The 22732-nt window shown below is 44.9% G+C and carries 21 protein-coding genes and 5 pseudogenes; 13 read left to right on the top strand and 13 right to left on the bottom strand.

Annotated elements, in window-relative coordinates:
• Window positions 1–35: 35 nt before the first annotated feature.
• Window positions 36–583, bottom strand: a pseudogene (locus GCU48_RS23345) (recombinase family protein).
• 284 nt (window positions 584–867) lie between these two features.
• Here GCU48_RS23345 and GCU48_RS23340 point away from each other — a divergent pair.
• From GCU48_RS23340 to GCU48_RS23295, 9 genes and pseudogenes are all read left to right on the top strand, one after another.
• The gene (locus tag GCU48_RS23340; RefSeq protein ID WP_152381624.1) at window positions 868–1629 is read left to right on the top strand and encodes a formylglycine-generating enzyme family protein; all 762 of its coding nucleotides are present in this window, start codon (window positions 868–870) and stop codon (window positions 1627–1629) included.
• Window positions 1630–1825: 196 nt separating this feature from the next.
• Window positions 1826–2311 carry an NUDIX domain-containing protein gene (locus GCU48_RS23335; RefSeq protein WP_152382243.1) on the top strand — a complete coding sequence of 162 codons (486 nt, stop codon included), beginning with the start codon at window positions 1826–1828 and terminating at the stop codon, window positions 2309–2311.
• Window positions 2312–2579: 268 nt separating this feature from the next.
• Window positions 2580–3203: a tyrosine-type recombinase/integrase gene (locus GCU48_RS23330; protein WP_152381623.1), complete on the top strand. Its 624-nt coding sequence runs from the start codon at window positions 2580–2582 to the stop codon at window positions 3201–3203.
• Window positions 3204–3249: 46 nt separating this feature from the next.
• On the top strand, window positions 3250–4308 hold the full coding sequence (locus tag GCU48_RS23325; protein WP_244315882.1) for an ABC transporter substrate-binding protein: 1059 nt from the start codon (window positions 3250–3252) through the stop codon (window positions 4306–4308).
• Window positions 4309–4438: 130 nt separating this feature from the next.
• Window positions 4439–5278: a glycoside hydrolase family 172 protein gene (locus GCU48_RS23315; RefSeq protein ID WP_244315880.1), complete on the top strand. Its 840-nt coding sequence runs from the start codon at window positions 4439–4441 to the stop codon at window positions 5276–5278.
• Between the two features lie 38 nt (window positions 5279–5316).
• Window positions 5317–6204, top strand: a complete 888-nt coding sequence (locus tag GCU48_RS23310; RefSeq protein WP_152381621.1) for a LacI family DNA-binding transcriptional regulator — start codon at window positions 5317–5319, stop codon at window positions 6202–6204.
• Between the two features lie 98 nt (window positions 6205–6302).
• Window positions 6303–6500, top strand: a complete 198-nt coding sequence (locus tag GCU48_RS29395) for a transposase (RefSeq protein WP_152382242.1) — start codon at window positions 6303–6305, stop codon at window positions 6498–6500.
• Window positions 6501–6535: 35 nt separating this feature from the next.
• Window positions 6536–6721 carry a hypothetical protein gene (locus GCU48_RS23300; protein WP_152381620.1) on the top strand — a complete coding sequence of 62 codons (186 nt, stop codon included), beginning with the start codon at window positions 6536–6538 and terminating at the stop codon, window positions 6719–6721.
• Window positions 6722–6781: 60 nt separating this feature from the next.
• Window positions 6782–7093: pseudogene (locus tag GCU48_RS23295) on the top strand (chlorite dismutase family protein); the annotation flags it as partial.
• A 117-nt stretch (window positions 7094–7210) separates the two neighbouring features.
• On the opposite strand, the gene GCU48_RS28685 reads toward GCU48_RS23295, so the two are convergent.
• The 3 genes from GCU48_RS28685 to GCU48_RS23285 form a co-directional block, all read right to left on the bottom strand.
• Window positions 7211–7447, bottom strand: a complete 237-nt coding sequence (locus tag GCU48_RS28685) for a DinB family protein (RefSeq protein ID WP_280116410.1) — start codon at window positions 7445–7447, stop codon at window positions 7211–7213.
• Window positions 7410–7739 (bottom strand): DinB family protein, encoded by a 330-nt coding sequence (locus GCU48_RS28680; protein ID WP_280116409.1) that lies wholly within the window; start codon window positions 7737–7739, stop codon window positions 7410–7412. The genes GCU48_RS28685 and GCU48_RS28680 overlap by 38 nt, the downstream gene beginning before the upstream one ends.
• A gap of 126 nt (window positions 7740–7865) precedes the next feature.
• Window positions 7866–8465 (bottom strand): TetR/AcrR family transcriptional regulator, encoded by a 600-nt coding sequence (locus GCU48_RS23285; protein ID WP_152381618.1) that lies wholly within the window; start codon window positions 8463–8465, stop codon window positions 7866–7868.
• A 316-nt stretch (window positions 8466–8781) separates the two neighbouring features.
• Between GCU48_RS23285 and gap the strand changes: the two genes are divergently transcribed.
• The 3 genes and pseudogenes from gap to GCU48_RS23270 form a co-directional block, all read left to right on the top strand.
• Complete coding sequence (gap, locus tag GCU48_RS23280; protein ID WP_025719354.1) at window positions 8782–9792, top strand: type I glyceraldehyde-3-phosphate dehydrogenase; 1011 nt, start codon at window positions 8782–8784, stop codon at window positions 9790–9792.
• Between the two features lie 41 nt (window positions 9793–9833).
• Complete coding sequence (locus GCU48_RS23275) at window positions 9834–11195, top strand: MFS transporter (RefSeq protein ID WP_244315879.1); 1362 nt, start codon at window positions 9834–9836, stop codon at window positions 11193–11195.
• A gap of 2 nt (window positions 11196–11197) precedes the next feature.
• A pseudogene (locus GCU48_RS23270) lies at window positions 11198–11690 on the top strand (formate/nitrite transporter family protein); the annotation flags it as partial.
• A 171-nt stretch (window positions 11691–11861) separates the two neighbouring features.
• Here GCU48_RS23270 and GCU48_RS23265 read toward each other — a convergent pair.
• From GCU48_RS23265 to GCU48_RS23250, 5 genes and pseudogenes are all read right to left on the bottom strand, one after another.
• A pseudogene (locus tag GCU48_RS23265) lies at window positions 11862–12600 on the bottom strand (IS5 family transposase).
• A 35-nt stretch (window positions 12601–12635) separates the two neighbouring features.
• Window positions 12636–12926: an HAD family hydrolase gene (locus GCU48_RS27140; RefSeq protein ID WP_167518612.1), complete on the bottom strand. Its 291-nt coding sequence runs from the start codon at window positions 12924–12926 to the stop codon at window positions 12636–12638.
• Between the two features lie 285 nt (window positions 12927–13211).
• Window positions 13212–16658, bottom strand: coding sequence for a GH32 C-terminal domain-containing protein (locus GCU48_RS23260; RefSeq protein WP_244315877.1), 3447 nt, complete (start codon window positions 16656–16658; stop codon window positions 13212–13214).
• A gap of 854 nt (window positions 16659–17512) precedes the next feature.
• Entirely contained in the window at window positions 17513–17941 is a 429-nt protein-coding gene (locus tag GCU48_RS23255; RefSeq protein WP_025719346.1) for a DUF1259 domain-containing protein, read from the bottom strand.
• 139 nt (window positions 17942–18080) lie between these two features.
• Window positions 18081–18968 (bottom strand): LysR family transcriptional regulator, encoded by an 888-nt coding sequence (locus GCU48_RS23250; RefSeq protein ID WP_152381617.1) that lies wholly within the window; start codon window positions 18966–18968, stop codon window positions 18081–18083.
• A 114-nt stretch (window positions 18969–19082) separates the two neighbouring features.
• On the opposite strand from GCU48_RS23250, the gene GCU48_RS23245 reads away from it, so the two are divergent.
• A complete protein-coding gene (locus tag GCU48_RS23245; RefSeq protein WP_152381616.1) occupies window positions 19083–20468 on the top strand; it encodes an MFS transporter in 1386 nt (461 codons plus the stop codon).
• A gap of 446 nt (window positions 20469–20914) precedes the next feature.
• On the opposite strand, the pseudogene GCU48_RS29390 reads toward GCU48_RS23245, so the two are convergent.
• From GCU48_RS29390 to GCU48_RS23225, 4 genes and pseudogenes are all read right to left on the bottom strand, one after another.
• Window positions 20915–21223, bottom strand: a pseudogene (locus GCU48_RS29390) (S-layer homology domain-containing protein); the annotation flags it as partial.
• A gap of 315 nt (window positions 21224–21538) precedes the next feature.
• Window positions 21539–21814, bottom strand: coding sequence for a hypothetical protein (locus GCU48_RS23235; protein ID WP_025717640.1), 276 nt, complete (start codon window positions 21812–21814; stop codon window positions 21539–21541).
• Between the two features lie 10 nt (window positions 21815–21824).
• Window positions 21825–22232 carry a hypothetical protein gene (locus GCU48_RS23230; RefSeq protein WP_152381615.1) on the bottom strand — a complete coding sequence of 136 codons (408 nt, stop codon included), beginning with the start codon at window positions 22230–22232 and terminating at the stop codon, window positions 21825–21827.
• Window positions 22226–22459, bottom strand: coding sequence for a hypothetical protein (locus GCU48_RS23225; protein ID WP_152381614.1), 234 nt, complete (start codon window positions 22457–22459; stop codon window positions 22226–22228). The genes GCU48_RS23230 and GCU48_RS23225 overlap by 7 nt, the downstream gene beginning before the upstream one ends.
• Window positions 22460–22732 lie beyond the last annotated feature (273 nt).

Genomic DNA, 22732 nt, shown 5'->3' with positions numbered 1-22732 from the left:
CCTTTGTATTTGCAATATTCTTTTACCATATTCTGTTATCGTGAACTAATATATCTATAAAGTGTTGTTTTCCCTAGACCTGTTGCACTTATTATCTGTGCAATACTTTAATCCTTGCTATCGTACATTTTAAACGCCATTTCAACTTTATCTGCCTGCTTGGATGGCCTGCCTCCTTTTTTTCCTCTAGCTCTAGCAGCTTGTAATCCGGCTCTCGTACGTTCACTAATAATATCTCGTTCAAGTTCAGCAATACTTGCCAAAGTTCGAAAAAAGAATTTCCCCACTGCAGTTGATGTATCTATACTGTCGCTAATAGAGACGAAATCGACTTCCATTTCGTCAAAATGTTCACTAAGCTCGATGAGATGCTTTGTGGAACGCGAGATGCGATCTAACTTATAAACAACAACCTTGTCTCCTTTACGTAACAGCTTATGTAATTCATCGAGTTGTGGGCGATCTTTTTTTGTCCCAGTCATTTTTCTTGGAAAATTCTCTCCACTCCATATTTATTGAGAGCATCTATCTGCATATCTAAATGTTGATCTTCTGTGCTTACACGAGCGTATCCGAAAATCAAGTATATCCCCCCAAGTAGAATAAAATAATTACAAAAATAGTACCATAAAAGGTCTATACATACTATAAAAGAACTTTGTTTTAGGTACTGGGTTTGGGTACGGAATAACAGTGTGTTTTGAATCGTTTTTAACTGCGAATCGAAAAGTCCCATAAACGTTCGTTTATGGGATAAACGGAGAAAATAAAGCTGTATACTGAGAACTTGTAGTGTTAGACTGAATTGGTCATTGAGCTAACGGGCAGATTAGTTATAAAAAAATATTGAATAGATAAGAGGTCAATATGACAATTGGAAAGTACGGAATTGACATTCAAGAAAATTTAATGAATTCGATGGTACCAATAGAAGGTGGGACTGTCGAATTACGCGATTATATTAATCTCAACAAGTGGCTTAGTTCTGATTACACTTTATCGGATCCTGGAAGAGGAAGCGATAAAAAGGTTATTACATGGACTGAAACGATTGAACCTTTCTATGTAATGAAATATCCGGTAACACAGGAGTTGTATCATTTTGTCATGCATACACAAGAAGTAGACCCTAAAGTGAATAACCTGCCAATTACGGAAGTTTCGTGGTTAGATTCGCTAGTCTTTTGTAACAAATTGTCCAGAATACTTGATAGGACTGAATGCTACACAATCACTGATGAAAGTGAGAACACTGTATATAACAAAAAAGCGAATGGCTTTCGATTACTATCAGACGCTGAATGGCAGTATGCGTGCAAAGCGGGAACCAAGGGATATCGGTATGAAAAAATTAATAAGATTGCATGGTATCGAGAAAACTCCAATGGTTCAGCTCAAATGGTCGGGAAACTGCTACCTAATCCATGGGGACTTTACGATATGATTGGAAACGTCTGGGAATGGTGTTGGGATTTATATGATCCTGAACGATATGGGAACTATAGAGTCTTCCGGGGAGGCAGTTGGGCTGAAATTGAAAATAATTGCGGTTCTACGATTAGAAGGAAAAGCATGCCTAATTTCAAGATAGATGACCTTGGCTTTAGAATAGCATTTACAAATCAATAAGATTGCATGCCTCGCACATATCAGGGCCAGAGATTCGCGGTAATACTTCATTGGTCAAACTAAAGGAATCAATAGTATATTTCCACTAACGGAGACGATAGCGTGGCGATGGAGCCGATCCATCGCTGATTTCATTGCTGCTAGCCCCGTTCCGATAACTGGCATAACGCAATATACTAATTGGATGTGATAGATGATGGAAAAGATAAGACTTCGCGCTTGTGCATTAATAATTGAAAACGATGCAATCTTATTAGTCGAGTTCAAAAATGATAATGATGATGGCGTACATTACAATCTTCCAGCAGGTGGCCTTGGGCCTGGTGAAACATTGATTGAAGCTGCGCAACGGGAAGCAAAAGAAGAGACTTGTGTTGAGGTAAAAGTTGGTCCAGTTGCTTTTGTTTACGAATATCAACCAACGAAAAACAACTACATTTACGGAGATACTCATTCAGTAGGAGTTACATTTAGATGTAAGTTGAAATCAGGATCGCTTCCCAAACTTCCTGAAAATCCAGATCCTCACCAGATTGGTGTCAAATGGATCCCTATTTCGGAGTTGCATTCCATTCAACTATATCCAGAGATTAATAAAGATATTGTTGATTACTTTAGTGGTGAAAATTACCGCAATTATGTTGAGGAACATGAAATTCAACTGAGCAAGTCATTGTGCTAAGAAGACGATAGTTGAATCATTAAATATCTGGCTGCCGCGGGTCTGATCGGGCTACCTTGTTACGCTTTTTGCGCTGTTTTCGTAAATATTGTTGCAGTAGTAACCTGAATGGGTTTGCTGTTGGAGATACTATCCATAATGTAACCCATTTTTACATGATCTCGGTCGTACCCCTAAAATACATATATCAAAAAAGCTGACCATCCTTAGCGTACAGGAAATCGGCTTTTTTCATACGAAAAACTGCTTAGCGTACAAAATTTCCGAAATGTTGGCGGTACCCCAGCATTTAAGAAGGGAGCTTGAAGTTGAGATTCCAAAATCAAATAAAAAGCTACCTTACGTACCCTCAGAGGAAGAATTAAAAAGATACTATGAAGTAGTTTGGAAGGCCAAGAATTTTCAAGACATGATGATCGTGAAGACCCTCATGTATACAGGTGTCCGGGTCAGTGAGTTAATCAGCATTAAGCTGGCGGACATCGATTTTATTTACTGTCAGATCCGGATCAACAAAGGAAAGGGCAGCAAAGACCGCATTGTTCCATTTCCTCAGACTTTCGAAGAGCTACTGGCCATGCATGCTGATTCGATGAAAAAGAAGCAAGCGGCCTATCTGTTTGAGTCCTCATGGAAGAATAAGTACACGGACAGGGGAATACGCAAGATTTTAGCTAAATATTCAGAGGAGGCCAAGTTATCTCAAAACCTTTCTCCTCATAAACTACGTCACTTTCTATTAACCTGGCTAAAAAAGCAGGGCATTGATGACGCGCTGATTCAACCCTATTCCGGCCATGAAAGCAGAAAATCTTTGGAAGTATACTCAAAGCTGTCAATTACCGATGCTCAAAATGAATATAACGAGGTTATTAATAAATCACCAATTTAATCCATACGTTTGCGGGTGGTGTCAGCTACGCTGGTATAACCCCTATTTGACTAAGCTAAGAACACTTGTCGCTTCCGGTGAAGCTCCAGAATTCATCGATATGGACGCCGATCCGTACGCTCAACAGTTGGCAGATGCTGGAATGCTGGTTGATATGAAGAAATTCCTGAATGAACAAGGACTGTACGATCAGTTCTACGAACCCGCGCTGAAATATCAGCAATTACCTGATGGGAGCCTGTACCTTTTCCCTTTGGAGTATCATCTGGAAATGACTTGGTATAACAAGAAAATATTTAAAGAAAATAACCTTGCCGTTCCCAAAACCATAGATGATATGCTTTCGGTTAGCAAGGCGCTTAAGGACAAGGGTATCACCCCGATCGCCGTTGACGGTGTTGACGTTAGGCCCTTGCTGCGCTATGCAGCCATGATTCCGTTCAGAGCTACCGGAAATGAATTTGCCCGGAACCTGAGCCAAGGTAAGGCCAAAATGACCGACGAGGTCGGAATGAAGGCGGCGAATTTTGCCTACGAGATCGGCCAATATTTCCAGGAGGGATTTGCCACGACAGATTATACAACAGCGAAGAACATGTTCCTCAACGGTGAAGCTGCTATGTATAACATGGGTACCTGGGAGATCCCCTCTTTCGTAGACAAAAATTTGCCGGAAAACCTTAAAGGCAACGTCGACTATTTCTATCTGCCAACCATCAATAACGCCAAAACGCCGGATAACGAGTTTTTCGGAAACAGTGGGATCGGCCTTGCCGCCACGACCAGCAAATTCGACGAAACCACCAGGGACTTCCTAAGTTACGTCTTGAAAAATTACAGTGACGTCTACGTAGCTAAACAGCAGATGTCACCGCTCAAATTTACGATTAAAGACGAGTCCCAATTCTCCAAACTGTTCCTGCGAATCAAAAAGGATATGGATAACTACGGTTCAGAATTTGCCAAGCCTTGGGATGCCTTGCTGGATGCCAATACGAGCTCCGTCATGAGTGATTTAATTATCAAATTGACGATGAGGGCCACGACGCCGGAAGAATTCGCCAAGCAAGTCGGCGACACTATTACCCAAAACGTCACCAACTAGTCGTTACATCCAGACAAACTGCCACCCACCTGACCATTCAGGGTGAAGCCCCACCGCGATCGTTTTATATTGCTTGTCGCTCGTAAAGGTGTTGGAAAAAATAAAATCATTCCAAATGAGATGGTTCGTATTGCGTGACCTGGTATTGCGGATGTATTGGGATGATAAACAGCCCCCTTCCGTGGAAGTTCCGCTGGGCGATTTCTTCTGCAACGGCTTCGGTGCCAGAGCGATCTTCAATTCCTTGCCCATCGTGGTGAATCCGGTCGGCGGTATGAACAGTTACTTTGCGATGCCTTTCAAAAAAGCCGCCAAAGTAACCATAACGAATGAGCATCCCCAGGAGATCGAAGCGTTCTTCTACCAGTTTGATTACGTATTGGTCGATGAACTCCCTGAGGATACAGAATATTTTCACGCCCAATTCCGCAGAGAAAATCCTACCAAGCTCAAGCAGGATTATACGATTATTGATGGGATTAAAGGAAGAGGCAAATATGTTGGCACCTATATTGCATGGACTTCTTTATCGCGTTACTGGTACGGCGAAGGCGAAGTGAAATTTTATCTCGACGGCGACCGGGATTGGCCAACCATCTGCGGAACAGGGACGGAGGATTACTTCGGCGGTGCTTGGGGCTTCGTGAATTACGACAACGGGAACCCGGTGCAGGAACAGACGTACTCGACTCCCTTTATAGGTTTTCCGCATTTCCAGGTGACAGACAACACCAGATCGCATATTTATGATGGAGCTGCTTGTCCGATGCGCGGCTTCTATCGTTGGCATATACTTGACCCCATTTTGTTTGAAGAGGATTTACGGGTCACCGTTCAACAGATCGGGCATGATGGAAAAGCGTTATTTGAAAGAAGCGACGACGTGAGTTCCGTATGCTATTGGTACCAGACCGAACCGCATCAAGTGTTTCCCGCATTACCTGATGTACTGGAAAGACGTCCTCGCTAATATAGGAAAAGCCGCAATAAAAAAAGTAGAGGTAAAAAATGGGCTTGCAGACGAAAGAAAAAATCAGTCTCTCGATCACAAAGTTAGGTTACCAAGTGAACCCTGTTGCGAAAAGCCTTATTACCGGCAAAATGTACACGATTGGGCTCGTTTTATCCGACAGTACCTACGACGGTTATTTTGAGGACTTATACTTCCTCCATTTTGCCCAAGTTATTAAGCAGCAGTTAAAGATGCTGGGATATAAAATAATGCTGTTGGACTTTGAAGAAATCTTCATGAATATCCAGATGGTCGACGGGATCATCGTCAAAGCGACCAAAAAATTTATGCCCAAGTTGATGGATCTCAACGTACCGGTCATTACTATTGGGCCCCACAATTTATCCTATGGAGCGCACGTGTTGCGTGTCAACGGCTACCAAAGCGGTCAGACCGGGGTAAATCACTTATTATCCCGTGGTTATCACAAACTGGTTATTTTAACTTATCCGCACGGTCACGTGCCCGGATTTGACGACCGACTAAACGGTGCTAGCGATACCTTACAGCAAAACGGAAGACTAACGACCGTGATCACAGGAGATATGACGGAGAAATTTGGTTACGATACTGTGATAAATCTGGCCCAAACTAACCAACTTCCGCAAGCGTTGTTTTGTTTAAGCGACATATCCGCCATCGGGGCCTTAAAGGCCTGCAAAGATTTAGAGTTGTCCGTTCCGCAAGACCTTGCCGTTTTGGGTGTCGACGATATGCCGACCGTCTCCGAACTGCTGAGCTTATCGACCATTCGGCATCCCATCAACGAATTGGCCGAGGCTGCATCCAAGTTGATGATACAATCCATCGAGTCCGACGGGCAGCGCATCGAGCCTGCCGAAGAAGTGTTTTCTACAGAATTAATGGTCCGGCGCACCAGCTAATATTGTAATACGCTTTTAGGGTGTGTCTTCAAACCGTTTAAATGGTAATACATGGGTTAAATACACGATACGAAATACAAGAGGCACAATGACAGCGAATTCAAGACCTGTTTCCACCTGAACGAAAACCACAAGGAGGACGCCCCGCAATAGACAATCGAATCATGTTAAAAGCGATGCTTTGGGTTGCTCGTTCAGGCGTCCCATGGGATCCACCTGACCACTTTCCCCATTGGAAATCCGTTTACACCGCTTTCGACGCTGGCAGAAAGCGGGTATTTAGGATGAGGTGCTAAAGTGTGTTTCCCTGGATGTTGACGAGGAAAGCGTGATGATTGATGCCACGATTGTGCGCGTTCACCAGCATGGATCGGGCGCAAAAGGGAGCAAAACAAGCACGATCGGACGTTCCCACGGCGGATTAAGCACTAAAATATATGCCGTAGGATGCATTAGGGAATCCACTTCGATTCGAATTGACCGGAGACGAAGCTCACGACTCCGGTCAGGGTTATGAGCTTCTTCAAGCCATAACTGACGATGAAGCAAGTGTTGGCCGACCGAGCGTATTATACGAATGCGATCGTCGCGCCAAGGCAACGACAACTGGTACATGCTCGACATGGACGAGTGTCGTGCGCTGATGCGCAGACACGGATTAATCGGACAGAAATGCGCCCGCAAAGTGAAGCAGATCATTACCGGCTCGGTCAGCTTCGACAACTGGGAATGGGGCGTAACGCTCTTCGCGAATGACGCACTGGAATTCAAGAAGCTGTTCTACGAGATGCGGTTCGACGAAGTTAGCGCACGATACGGTGATTTCGGCGATTTCTACGTCGGCGACCTGTTGACGGAAGAGAGAGTCGCTCATATGTTACGGGTATAGAAAAAATAACGTCAAGGCAGCATTGCTCCTTGACGTTATTCATTTAAGTAGGGGCCTTTTCGTGCATGATACACTGCCCCGGTATCCGGTTCGACGTGTCAAGATACCATTCTCCAATCAGGAACGCAACCCAGGAGCGTATTTCTCTTGAATGACATGGATATGGTGAATTTCGTGCCCTGTCAGGATGTATGCCCACGCGGCTGCGGTGAATTCGTTCCCACTCACGGTGCTTCTCCGGGTCCAGGCTTCCTCCGGAATGCTCCGTAGCAACGTCAGCGCGGACCTGCGTACCGCCGTATAGTCCTCCAGCAGCTCATCGACCAACAGCCCGGAGAAACCTGCCCTTTCCACTAGTGCATCCTCGTTGTAGCCTAGACAGCGGCGTAGCATCCCCTCTGGCGATTCGGAGCAGCCTATAGCCCATGATGCGCTCATTGTCCGTGATGTGGCCCAGCACCTCCTTCAGGCTCCATTTGTCAGACGCATAGCGATAATTTCCGTCTTCTTCCGTCAGACCGTCGTATAATTCGGTCGTCCGGTTCAGCGACTGCATCAAAATATCCCGAAGATCCCCCTCGGGTACTCGGCGGACATAAGTGTCGAAAAATTCGTTATAATCCGCTTTACTCGGCCGAAACGGCACATAAACCACCTCCACTTTTTAATGACCATAAAGCAGCGTTCCATTTTTCTTTACCGTGACGGTGGAAACAGATAACTGGGACAAGAAACGCTTCACGCAAAGTTAATTAAGAAGCAAACCTGCAGGTTAATGTGCCTTCAAGCAACATTGCTGTAAAAAGGAAGAGAAGCTGGCTGTATTCATTTGCATGTGCCTGTTATTCCCTTCCAACTTGCTCAACAAAATGCCCCCCTCCAACAAGGAAAATGCAAACGAAGCTAGGGCATCTGGATTCAGATCTTCCTTGAATTCCCCCGTTTGAATCCCTTCACAAATAATACTCTTCATCATGTCCAAGATGGTATGCAGCCCTTGTTGGGCTCTATCACGCAGCGCGGGGTGAGTATCGTCACTTTCTACGGCGTTATTCTGCATAGGGCATCCGCCGATAAACGGGGGATTGTTCACAACATCTTCATAAACGAGAAAAAACGCGATCAATCGACCTGACGCAGACTGCTCTTGATCGACCGCTTCAGAGAATTTTCCGCAAACCAAACTGGCTGCGTAATTATAGGCTTCAAGCGCAATCTCGTCTTTACTGGCAAAATGTCGATAGATGCCCCCCTTCTTAATTCCGGTGTCGGCAATAATATCGTTTAGCGATGTACCGGCATACCCTCTTTGGTTAAAGATTTCAGCCGATTTCATAATGATGTGTTCCCGTGTTCTATCTCCTTTTTTCATGAGCTCCTCCGTATGAACCTTATTCTAATCATTTATTATAGCAAATTTTACGATTGCGGCCTTGCTATTCAATAGAATCATGCTACAATAAAAGATACCATTCGGTATCTTTTATTGTACAACAAGCCGGTACAGAAGGAAATAGTGTCGAGCATCCGCCCAGTGCTTACATTTGGGCACGTAGGACATCCTGATCATGGAAGAGTTAATTGCGAACGAATTCTTCCCTGGAACTCCAGGTGTTAACCCATTCTTTTGATTTCATGACAGGCATTCGTCTGTTTTGAATAAATAAAACTTGCAGGAGGACTATTCAATGAGTGTAAAAGTAGGCATTAACGGTTTTGGACGGATCGGGCGACTCGCTTTTCGCCGCATTCAAGATGTGGAAGGCGTCGAGGTTGTAGCGATTAACGACCTTACGAACGCTAAAATGTTGGCTCATCTGCTCAAATATGATACAACACAAGGCACTTTTCATGGTGACATTGAAGTTCATGATGGAACCTTCAAAGTAAACGGCAAAGAGGTTAAGGTTCTGGCGAACCGCAACCCTGAAGAACTCCCTTGGGGCGAGCTTGGCGTTGACATCGTTCTCGAATGTACAGGCTTCTTCACCACGAAAGAAAAAGCCGAGCTTCACTTGAAAGGCGGAGCGAAGAAAGTCGTCATCTCCGCCCCTGCTACAGGTGACATGAAAACAATCGTATACAACGTGAACCATGAGACGCTGGACGGAACGGAAACCGTCATTTCCGGTGCTTCCTGCACAACGAACTGTTTGGCTCCCATGGCTAAAGCTTTGCACGACAAGTTTGGTATTCAATCCGGGCTAATGACGACAGTCCACGCTTACACGGGCAACCAAAACACACTTGACGCTCCGAATCCAAAAGGCGACTTCCGCGGTGCGCGAGCCGCTGCGGAGAACATCGTTCCCTACTCCACCGGTGCTGCAAAAGCAATTGGTCTGGTTCTTCCGGAACTGAAGGGCAAACTTGATGGTGCATCTCAACGTGTACCTGTACCAACAGGTTCCGTGACTGAACTCGTTGCCGTTCTGAACACCACGGTAACGGTTGAGGAAGTCAACGCTGCCATGAAAGAGGCTTCCGATTCAGAAACTTACGGATACACGGAAGACGAAATCGTATCTTCTGATATCAAAGGCATCACATTCGGATCGCTCTTCGACGCCACTCAAACTAAAGTTCTGACGGTCGGGGACCAGCAACTGGTGAAAACTGTAGCTTGGTACGATAACGAAATGTCTTACACAGCCCAATTGGTTCGCACTCTGCAGCATTTTGCTAAGATCGCTAGGTAATTAACTTTCCAAAATTAAAAGATAGAAAGAAGGAAAACTCCGTGAAAGATGCACTCAACCACACGATGATCGAAAAAAACGAAGTGCTCCTTCTTCCTCGTGAAGGCGTCATTATTACGTTGCTAGGCATTACCGTTGTGTTGGTCACTATGAATACGGCCATGTTTAATTTGGCGTTAAACGATTTAAGCCATTTTTTTAACTTGCCTTCATCCATCATTTCGTTGACGGTCACCGGTTATTCGATCATGTTCGCCATCTCCTCAATCACCTACAGCCGGTTGTCTGATTCTGTTCCCTTGAACCGATTGTTCGCTATTAGTCTGGTTTTGACAGGAGCTGCCTCGGTTATAGCCATGCTCAGCAACCAGTTCTGGCTACTGCTTGTCGCCCGCGTTGTGCAAGCTGCCGGTGCTGGAGCAGCGCTCTCCCTGTCCATCGTGCTTCTGACCCGTTACGTGCCGCAGGCTCGCCGGGGAAAATCAATGACGTTCATCATGTCCTCCGTATCGCTGGGGTTTGGGCTAGGTCCGGTGATAGGCGGATTGGTGGTGCAGTATCTGGGTTGGAGATATCTTTTTGCCATTACATCCCTGCTGCTATGCATTGCTCCACTGCTTGTGCGCTATATTCCACAAGAGTCACTGCCCAAACGACCTTTCGATTTGCTGGGAGCCATATCACTGAGCGCTGGTACGGCAGGTCTGTTGTTGTTTTTGACCAACAATCATCCTATTGCCTTATTGATCGGAATCTTGGGGCTGCTCGTCTTTGTTATGCGTATCCGCCGAGCGAAGCACCCGTTTGTGCTGCCGTTGTTATTGGCCAACAAAACCTATCTTGTGCTGGCCTTTATCGGGGTTCTATCCTATTTATGCAACTTCGCCACGCTGTTTTTATTGCCACAAATGCTATTGAAGCATTTTGGTTTGAGCGCGGGTCATTCCGGTTTTGTTATTTTTCCGGGCGCCATTTTGTCCATGCTGCTATCAAGAATGGTTGGAGCGATGATCGACAAGCGGGGAAACAGCAGTATGTTGCGTGCGGCTCCTATGCTCATACTGATGGCAGCCGTATTGTTCGCAGGAGTGGGTACCCAATATTGGGTAGCGAATATTTTCGTGTACATGCTGATGAACTTGGGCTTTGCTATCATCAACAGCAGTGTTTTAAACGAAATTTCGTGCATATTGCCCTCCTCCCAGATTGGCTCAGGCGCGGGGTTGTTTCAACTGATGCAGATTATCAGCGGCGCATTCGGCATTGCCGTGTTGTCTAGCGCGCTGGAATGGCAACATAGCCATGCGTATGCAAACCTATTCTGGGCAGTGGCCGCGGTAGCGGTTTTAGCCAATCTGTGTGCTTTTTTGTACGTGAGAGGACTAGCCCAAAATACCGTGTAGCTTATACTGGCAATACATTCTATTACACGTATGCCGCACTGCGGAAAAAGCTGAGCTGGCTGGAGGTCACCAAACTGTGGATTACCAGCTATGTTGGCAATCTGCTCGGCGCCGGCGACATTCGCCCTGCTCAGCGTGGTGGAACACAAGATGGAGGCCCCCGCGATGAAGCTGTTCTTCCGGGCATCCTCTGTAACTGGCTCGTCTGTCTCGCCTTCTTCATACCCATGTTCATGAAGGAGAACGGAGCGAAGATGTTCGCTATGATGTTGTTCGTCTTCTGCTTCTTCATTTCCGGTTATGAGCATAGATGCGAATATGTGTACCTTCGCCATCGCTCTCGTGCTGAGTCATCAGGGGACGATCTCGCTAGAGGGTTTCATTCATAATCTCGTTCCGGTCACGCTCGGCAACCTGGTTGGCGGCGTGCTGCTTATGGGCGTCATGTATTATTATACGGTCAACCGGCCGTTCCTTGATGAGATAAAGGATTAGGAACCATCGCCTGGATAAGAGCCAAAAGAACCAGCCCAAGTCCCTCACATCAACGACTCATTCACCGATGCAGAGATACTTGGGCTGAACAGGATTGCCTAGAGCCGCTCGGCTGCCAGATGCCCCCACAGATAGAAGGTCGGATGCGGCGGCTGATTAAAGTATACTTTACTAGGGCGTGTCTTCAAACCAAGCAAGCCATACGAAAATGGAAGCCAGCGTTAAAAAAGCCTGGAAAGTGCAGGCTTTTTTATCATGGCGAGTAGCAAGTCGACGATATTTTTTCACCTTGTTAAAAAAGCATTCCACCAAATAACGCTCTTTGTAGAGATCGCGGTCGTATTTCGGTTTCACCCGCCGGTTTTTCTTCCCTGGGATCACCGGGATCGCTTCTTGCTCTTTCAAAAGAGCTCGGATAGCGTTGGTGTCATACGCCCGGTCAGCTAAGACTTGCTTCATGGTTAGTTCAATGGTTTGGAGTATTTCGTATCCCTGGACAGAATCATGGGCCTGTCCTCCCGTCAATTCGAAACGAAGTGGATTGCCCAACGCATCAACCACGGCATGAATTTTCGTGCTTAGTCCGCCTCAGGATCGTCCGATTGCTTGTCTTGCCCCCTTTTGCGCCTGATCCATGCTGATGGACCGGCACGATCGTGGCATCAATCCTTATACTTTCCTCGTCGAGATCAAGCGAAACATGCTCTAGAACCTTATCCCAAATCCCTGCTTTCTGCCAGCGCCGAAAGCGAGTATATACCGATTTCCAATGGGGGAAGGGGTCTGGTAGATCCCGCCATGGGGCACCCGAACGAGCGACCCAAAGCATGGCATTTAACATCCATCGGTTGTCCACAGCGGGACGTCCTCCTTGTGGTTTTCGTTCGGGTGGAAACAGATTTTGAATCAACCGCCATTGTTGATCTTGGATTTCGTATCGTGTACTCAATTACATGAAGAAAAATCCTGTAACCGTAATTCTCCGCCATCGAACAATTCAAAAAAATTATATTTCTCAGTTACATTTTCAAATGCAAGCAAATGAAAATTAGATAAATAGTAAATCTTATAACCATCATTTTTCAGCTCTTTGAGTACATCAACTGATTCCTCAATTAGAGTAAAAAGTTCGTACCAATTCTCAAAGGCCAGTTCTATCAAATGTCCATTTTTACTGCTCCTGTTAACTAAAATGCTTTTTGCTTCTTCTTCTGTGATTGCCCCAATATCAAGCATTCGCCATTCTTTGCTTAGGAATAGTTCCTCATGAACTTCTAAAATTTTATCAGCATCAATATTTCTTAATTTTAAATATTCCTCTGGGTTATAATTCAGTAGTACATTCCCTAAATCAAATATAATGTTTTAATCATCATTGGCTCTCCCACTAGGTGCAGTATTTTATTTCTCAATAATATCACCTACTTGCCTAAGCCATCTAGATGCTATTAGATTTTAGACCTTACACCTAGCATCCGATCCATACACGAACCGATATCTGTACCCGGACGAAAAGGCCATTTAAAAAAATGCTGCGTTCACGAGGCTTGATGTCTTCAACTTGGCCGGTTCTCCTCCTGTCACATTTACATTCTGATATGAGACAGAGCCGCCAAAGACATGAAGTCCGAAATGACCTTCGGCAAAGGTCCCATCCTTCAGATCCATTATTTTCAGCCCTTCCACATACACCACGATATGCGGGCCTTCCGCTTGAATCTTTATTTTATAGGTTTGGCCTGGCTGGATGAAGGCCGGGACCTTGGCCAGAACCTGCCGTTCCTCGAATCGTCCATTGATTTTGTAGAACAGGCGAATAGACTTCATGTTAGGATCCAAATTCAGGTAGTAGCCGCTGTGCCCATCCTCGCTTGCACGGAACAGAAGTGAACCAGCCCCGCCGGATGTGCCAAGCTTCAGTTCAGCTTCATAAGTAAAATCCCCCGCCTGCTCCTGAGCCATATAATTCGCGTCGCTGGAGTACCTCCCACGAATTCCATCCTCGCTGACTACCCATGAAGCCATGGACGGATCTTGGGTCCAGCCGCTGAGACTGGTATGGAACTCGCCGCCGGAGACTTTTACAAGAAGGCTGGTGGATGCCTTTCCATTCGGGGTGGATACAGTAATGATGGACTCGCCTTCTTTTTTGGCCATAAGGGTTGCCTGGGAAGAGCTGGCTCCTTTTATGCCTACCACCTTGGCATTGCTGGATTTCCATTTCAGCGGGTGAACACCGTTGCCGGGCCCATTCTCCACTACCGCCCGCAGCGTTTCGCTTTGCCCTATCCCCAGTTCACGGTCACCGGTATCCATTGCAATCCGTGTTGCCGAATCCCTGTCCGAATTCCACACCGATCCAAGCTTGTTTACCGTGAGAGAAACAACCTTCACATTGCCGCCCTGGGTATAGAAGCTCATCTCCCTGCTGGCAGGATCAGGAAATATGACCTCGGAGAAAACCACCTTGCCTCCATTAGCGAAAACCTCAACAGAGGATTCATCCACCAAAATCCGCATCTGGATCCGCTTGTTCTCGGCTTTCATCCCCGTTTCATGTCTTGTGGTAAACAGATTGGAGAAATCCGTAACTCCAGAAGCAGAACGGTCCACGAACAATTTGCTTTCGCCTGGCTTATAACCCACCACAGTCTTCTGATTCGCACCTTCACGTACATTAAAACCAAACTCTGTTACGTTACTTCCAGCCGGAATCTCCAGTTCGGCTTCAATCTCATATGCTCCAGAAACAAGTCCCTTCAGCAGGTTTGGAGAAGATGGATTGATCATCTTGTCAGTTGCAGAGAACAGCCTGCTGCGCAGATGCTCCATCTCCTTGAGCGGACCCTGGGCGAGACGGAGTCCGTCCGGGGTCATGACCAGAGTAACCTCTCTCGGAACAGTCAGTTCCCCCTTCCAGCCCAAAGTCGGGAAAGCGAACGGATAATCCCAGTTGGACATCCACGCCAACATCACTCTGCGCCCATCCGTCATGTCCGAGAAAGACATGGATGCATAATACTCCTTGCCAAAATCCGTTCTCAGCACCTTTCCTGCCGGATTGTCATTTACGAATTTCCCCTCTGCAGTCAGACTTCCCACAAAATATTCAGAATCTGAACCTCCTGTTGCCGGATTCGCGCCTGTACTGATCATGAGAACCCACTTCTTCTCTGACGTTTCCTGCACGACCAGCGGGAACAGGTCAGGGCATTCCCACACACCGCCACGAACATAATCTCCATAACCCCAATTGTCGGTCAACGTCCAGTCCAGCAAATTGACCGATGTAAAGAACCGGATATGATCTCCACCGGACACTACCATGACCCAACGATTATGCTCGTCGTCGCGAATCACCTTAGGATCGCGGAAATCCCATCCCCCCGGTTCTTCCCCGTTCTTGCCAGGGTTCTCAACCACAATCGGACGATCCTTGGCGTATTGCCACGTACGCCCCTGATCCTTGCTGAAAGCAAGACCAATGCGCTGGTTGCCATTTGGACCATCCGGGTTATAGGAGGTATAATAGGCAATCAGACCTTTGCCGCCCGAATCCGCGAACAAGCCTGATGTATTCGTTACATCCGCCACAGCAGATCCGGACCAGATATGCCCGTAATCATTCCACGGAAGTGCAATCGGCAGACGTTTCCAGCTCAGCATATCCTTGCTGACGGCATGAGCCCATGTGCCTCCATCCTGATGAAAAAGATGGTACTCACCTTCGAAATAGACCAACCCGTTCGGATCACTGGCGTAACCACGGATCGGTGTATAGTGATACTGGGGACGGTAGGTTTCAGTATAATAACTGTTAGCTTCCGTGATATAAGCTTCTTGAAAGTAAGCACTTCCCTCTTTCACAACAAGACCAGCGTTTCCTGTTAAATACGAATGATCCGTTACATCGACTGCTGGCGGAGTATAACCGTCAACGAAAATTTGAATCCGGTTGCCCATCGCCTTTACTTCCACATAATGCTTTGCCCCCGCTAAGCTCGGATAAGATCGTTCTGAACCTGCAATTGCCGTTCCATCCGCTTTCGTCAGGGATACGCGGACCTGCTCTCCTTCCTTTACCAGTGTGGCTTCATATCCACGGGCTCCATCGGTAGAGGAGCGGAAAGCAAGGGCAGCGGCAGCATCGGAGCGGAAAGCGATTGTTCCTTCATATACAAAGTCAGCAGCTTGCCTGCTATAGATTTGCTGGGCCTTTCTCTGGTCCACAGACGTTCCTTTTTGGCCGCTGAGGTCAGGCTGCCACTGTCCTTTTTTTACAAGCACCATACCCAGATTTCCTTTGAGATCACTAACGGTTATGTTCTGGAACAAGGCAGACCCATTCCAGACGTGGAGTCCAAGGCGGCCGGAGCGGTATAAACTGTCTTGAATATCAATCACAGGCTTGTATTGAGTTCCCCAATAAACTTTCAGCGAGGTCCCTTCAGCCTTTACCTTGAGATGATAGATCTCCCCTGCCCTGAGAGAAACCTGATGCGCTTCATTTAATTTACCTGTCCCACTGACCGCATCTTTTAAACGGATAATACCGGACTGCGGTGAAATTTGAAGCATATACGAATTCAACCCATCTTCATTAGAACGGAAGAGCAAAGAAGCATCCGCTTGCATATCCTTGATCATAACGTCGGCTTCATACAGGAAATCATCTGCTATTGTTTCCGAGATGGCCATCACATTCTCCTGTGGATCAGATGTCAGCAGGAGCCCTTTTTCGGTATCTCCCCACTTGCCTTTTCCCTTTACCTGCCATCCTGTCAAATTTGTATTTACATTGATAGCGTTTTTTAAAATAGAAAGACCCTCCTTTTCCGATTTTCCTGCGCCACCTTCCGATACTGCAGCCCAGTCGGTATCGGGACTAGCTGCACAAACTCCAGATGAAGTCATAATCATAGCCAACACCATGAGGATGTATAGTGCAGCATTGAATTTCTTTTTCATCAATTAACCTCCATTTCTACTCTATCGAATAATCATCTTCTACCTGAAAAGCAGAAGGTGGCCTGTATAGAAGGTCTTCCATCTCCCGTGCAATATGATTCGGAGGCATTACCAAGCTCATTTTGGTTTACCTCCAGCCTCATCATCAAAATATTTGTGCATTTATTTGTTTTTTCATTTACATTTATAACTATTTATATAAACGATAATTTATATAATGTAAAGTGTAGCGCTTTCAAGAGCAAAAATCAATGAAAATTTAACCTCGCCAGAAGGGATCTAGCTCCTTCCTTTTCTTAAGGGAGCACCGATTTATCCTATATATTATAGAGTTCTTTGCTTATGTACCCCATACTACAAAAAAAGGTAGAGAGTAGTGTAGTGAAGTATAATAGAGAACTGTTTATTCTCTGAATCGAACATATTTTTAATAGTAGGCAAAATCAGTGAATTTTACCCAAGATAAAGTTACATTAATGTTTACAATTAAACATTTTTTTGTTTATATTTTAAAACCGTTCATCTCGAGGCAAGCATTGTTCATAGAGGTTCCACCAAGTTTTCCCAATTGAGTTGTCTATAGCAAAGAGAGGGGGAAGCTATAGTCCATTCGAATGACGATCATCTACTTCATTTTGTGGAATGCCTTCCCTTTGCCAAAAGTATAGAGTTTTTCGCGATTACAGTACCCGCAGGATCAGTTCCTACGACAATATAATCAAAAATTATTTTATTTAACATAAAGCCCTCCTTATGTTAAATGGGCTAATTTAGAGTATTACTCTGTTTTATCTCATGTGCTGCCTATAACAAAAAAAATCCGCCAAAGCGGATCTCTCGCATTTATTGATCGCTTATTTTTTTTTGTTAACCGGCCGTACGGGCTTCGTTGTCAAAACATTAAGCGCATCACGCACTTCTGTGGCGAAAACAAGCGGCTTTTCTACTTTTTCGAAGTGAATGTACCAAAGATTGGGGTTATCGAAGAGCCAGTGATTGTGCAGTGCCGTCACTTTGACGCCGTGTTTACGGAGTCGAGAGATAAACGGATTAATTTCTGCGGTCAAAATCACGGTTTCGCCAAGACATAATCCTTTTCCGTTACGACCAATACTTTCAAAAGAAAAAGCTTGGGGGATTGCAAGAAAGGACTTGGCCTTTTTCCCCAAAATAATCGGCTTGATGTTATTTCTAACCGTAGATGCCGTGCAGACTCCATTAATAATTTGAGGTGTTGCCTTTAATATAGCGGCAAACTGTTTACAAAGCGGACTAATTGCCATACCTATTCACTCCATTCCTTTAGATTCACTAACATCATATGAAAAAATAAGAGAACGGTAAGGGCAAATAATCTTTATCATTAATCTAATCTTCTATATTATCAATGGCCTAACGATGTATTATTGCGGCCCCTCACGATTAAATTGTCTGTTGGGATATCGCCCCGAAATATTCTACAACTACCTCACGGAATTCCAGAGCAGCCCGCGAAATGTACCGACTCTTGTGCCATAATAAAGCGATTTCTCTTGCCAATTCGTGATTATCAACCGGAATATATTGGATATATTCTCGCAAATTCCTTGCCGTGCTTGGTATGAAAGCTATGCCAATTTCTGCTTCCACAAGAGCGCTTAGCCTTGCAGGTTCATCTCCCTCATACACATATCGGGGTACAAATCCAACCGATTTGCATACAGAGTCCACTAAATCGCGAGTACCGTAGCCTCTTTTTACACCGACAAACCATTCATCCCTTAGTTCTATCAAAGATACGCTTTTTCGGTTAGCCAGGCGATGCCCCTTTGGAACAGCGACAAGGATCGGGTCGATGCACACGATTTGACATTCAATATCATCCCCTTGTATCGGAGGTGACGACAAGCAGAAATCGACCTCTCCTCTATGAAGAAGCGTAACCATTTCCTGCGTGGCAAGCATTTGTACATGAAAATGGATATTAGGCATCTTTTTCCGAAACTCTCGAAGGATATTAGGCAACGTGCTTGCGGTGGTTACCGCCAATTCGAGTGTGCTATGTTCCAGGATAGATAGATCCCTAATCTCCTGCTTCCCCTGTTCCAATTCAAACAAAGCCTTTTCCGCACGACGAAGGAATCTGCTTCCGAACTCATTCAATCGCAGTTTCCTCCCTGTTCGATCGAATAAAGGAGCCCCCAGATCCTCCTCCAGGCGTTGAATCGTTTTGCTCAGTGACGATTGAGTAACATGCAGACTTCGTGCAGCTTCGGTCACATGTTCCAATCGAGCTACCGCGATAAAATATTGCAATTGAAGAAGTTCCATTTCCTACCCTCACATCCATTCCCTCAAGTCAATGGAATCATAACACGTAATGCGTTGGAGTAAATACCTTATTTCAAGTACGATATCATTAAAATACTTTGGAGGGACTTAAAAATGAATGCCCGTAGCTGGTGGTTGATGATTTCCGTTGGATTGGGGATACTCTTGAACCCATTAAATTCTTCGATGGTTTCTGTTGCTATTCCAAGGTTGCAAAATGTGTTCCAACTTAACTTTACAGTAGTTTCTTGGATTATTTTTTCTTTCTACATTGCAAGTGCTATTGCTCAACCAGTCATGGGAAAGGCCAGTGATTTATTCGGTCGCAAGAAGTTATTTCTTACCGGGCTTTTGGTAGCCTTCTTTGCCTCATTATTAGCTCCGCTCTCACCAAACTTTGGATGGCTCATCGTGTTCCGTATTGTGCAATCCATCGGAACAAGCATGATAGTTGCGGTTGGAATAGCCATTGTACGAATTCATATTACAGAGAAGCAAGCGACTGCGCTATCTGTTTTGTCCATATTCCTGTCTGGGGCAGCAGCAATTGGACCTTTTATTGGCGGGGTCTTGATTCATTGGTGGGGTTGGCATGCTATCTTTTTCGTCAATATTCCATTTGTGGTGGCAAGCTTTCTATTAGCCTGGAGGACGATCCCTAAGGACGAACCGCCAATATCCGTTGCAAGCAACATGTCCTTTCGTAAATGGATTAATATGATTGACGCGTCAGGCATCCTGCTTTTCACAGTGGGTCTGGTTGCCCTGCTCGTTGGATTACTGTCAGCAAAATCATCCGGACATGTCTCATTATTAAGTATCATTGTCGGATTGATAGGCCTCATGCTACTTTTGGTTTTCGTACGTCATGAGTTAAAAACGACGTCACCCTTTATTCCTTTACATACATTCGCCAAATATCCTGCGATGACTTGGGTCAATATCGAATTTATGCTCGTTAACGTTCTTTTTTACTCGCTCTTTTTCGGGCTTCCTTCCTACTTGCAAATGGTACGTCATGTCAGCGAATTCCATACAGGGATTCTTATGCTAAGTTTAGGCTTGTGCTCACTCGTTGCTTCTCCATTGGCAGGACGATGGATCGATAAATCGGGACCCAGGCCAGCGTTGTTAGTGTCCGCAATGTTAATGACATTGGGGTCAGTGTGGATCGTGACATTGAATCAAACTTCGCCGGTGATCAGTGTGTGTTTGGCTTTAGCTGCCTTCGGAATTAGTAACGGGTTGAACAATGTCGGTATGCAGGCGGCCTTATTCAAAAGTTCACCGAAAGAAATAATCGGTGTAGCATCCGGATTATTTAGTACTTCAAGATACTTTGGAACCATTCTCTCTTCATTGTTGATAGGCATCGTTATGGGAGGTAAGTTCAGCTTCGAGGGATTTCGGTTGCTTGGGATTATCCTCACGGCAATTGCTTTGTCCTTGGTTTTCATAAGCCGACGTCGCCGGGAGTCAGGGCAATTGCAAGAGTCGTAGGTTCATCAAGTTCAATACTTGGACTCTTCTAAGTGATGCCTAGTGGAAAGCCAAGATATATCTGGTTAAAAGCGAGACTGCACTTAAACGCAACTAACACTGAACGTACGAAACTGATTTTCACAAGAGAAAATAACCGATCCCGATTTAGCGAGGATTACTCAAGTCTTGTAATAAAAATAGCCACAACATATTAATATTAAGCTATGATTACTTCCCAACTACCCTGAGCCTCATCGGTAATGTACTCAAAGAAATCAAAAATCCGCATAGTACCGACGAATTGCAGCCCGCAAAGGAAAACAGCGAGCAACTGTAGCTGCCAAGTCGTCTCTGCTTATATAGATTTCAAAACAACCGTTCCCCAGTAGAATACCGAGAAACGGCTGCTGATTAAAAGATATCTTTTTAGTTCTGTCTACTTAACAAGGGTATGTCCAGTTCATCTTACGCGCATCCACAAAGTCTGAGGATTTCCCGGAGGAATGATTGATTTTTGGAAAAAGCTTGTGAAACATATGTACAAATTCCGCTTTCGTTATGGTTTTGCCTGGTTTGAAGGTCCCATCCGCATAGCCGTTGATAACGCCCTTGTCAACCATTGAACGGATAGATTCGGCAGCCCATTCATATTTTGTCCCATTCACATCAGAGAACGTATTTGCCGCGAATGCGGATTGACTGAAACACAGTGTCACTGCCCTGATGGAATGAGCCGAAAGAGCATAATATTCACGTAGGCTGTAAAGAAACAGTAAAAACACCCTGATCAAGGAATGAAAACAGTTGCCTTCCCGATCAGGGCGCTTCTAATGTGCACTATTATTGTCACTCCATTTTATTTTTTATAAATTTACAAAAGCCCTCCATTAAAGGAAGGCTCTTGTTAGACGCTGAGTATGGCAACTCATACCAATTATGAATGGGGTAAGTCATAAAGTCAAGTATTATGGACTTACCTTATTTGGTGGCACTTGGAGGTTGTTAGCCGACTATAAGGTGAATAAGTAGCACACAAGGATGAATGCTAAGATAACACCTACTATAGTAAAAAACAGTTTTCTTCCTCATTAGCTGCCCTTTGATTGACTATTTTTACTCCAGCTATACAGGATGCGTCCAATAACGAGAGCAGAACCAAGCACGAGGACTGTAGTGTGCCAAGTCCACTCTTGTATGCCACTGAGAAAGACAGGAGCGATGCCTAACGCCAGTCCGATAGCTAATCCTATAATTGTTACTACATCAGGCGCTTTACTACCTTCTCCTTGTCTTTTCTTGAAGTTATTAAATAGTATGTTGCCAGCAATGATTGCAACAAAAAGGACAAGCAAATACATATTCATACTATGCTCCTTAGTTACTTGTTATTTCGAAGTATCCGGGGTGAAAATTAATAGTTTCACCTCTTCCGTAATCGTGTTCCTTCATGCGATTTAGCACTAAACTCATGCCACTACTAAGTATCACCGATGGTACGATTGTTCCTTGCAAGCTGGGGATTGCGGCAAGAATTGCAAATACAAAATTAGCGGTATCTTTTGTATTCTCAATCACTGCTATTTGGTGCTTCGTCTCGTAATCCGAGAGAGTTAACGCATACCCCCACCAGTGCCAACTACCATACATATTCGTGCCAATCTCTTCGTAGTTAGGATTTGCGACAAGTGCCCCATTTTTTGTTTGCAGAATACCATTTTTCAGCTGATCATTTACAGATTCGACAGCTTTAGAATAGTTATTAAATACCCTTTCGCTTACCACTTCTTTTGCAGCAGGATCAAGACATAATGATCCCCATCCAGCTTTATGAACTTTTCAATATCCGTGATAGCATTTAAGGTTTCGGCGTCTACGCTCAATTGTTTAACCTCTTTGTTTGCTTCTGCTTGTTCCGATTGTTGAATAGGTGCGGCAGATGCTGCCATTGGAGCTACTGCCGTAAGAGCCAAAACACCTGTAAGGATTACTGCTGTGTTTTTGAACTTCAATTGACACACATCCTTTTCATTTTTTTAATGGTGTGTGTTGTTAGTTCATGATGTGCTAGACTTAACCATTACACCACAATAAAAGGAAATGTTTGTATAAATTATAATAATTTTGGAAAATAATTCTTTGGAACCATTTTTCCAAATAAAAACCCCTTCGTTGTGGAAGGGGTTTCAAGGTGATTTAATTTCTAGTAATTCGCTCCATGATTGTTAGGCTGAAAGCTATTCGCTCCATGATTGTTCGGGGCGACTAACGCTCCTATGTTGCTC

It is taken from the genome of Paenibacillus brasilensis, assembly GCF_009363115.1.
Lineage (GTDB): Bacteria > Bacillota > Bacilli > Paenibacillales > Paenibacillaceae > Paenibacillus > Paenibacillus brasilensis.
Note: the sequence above shows the minus strand (reverse complement) of the source record. Positions and strands in the feature narration are given on the sequence as shown.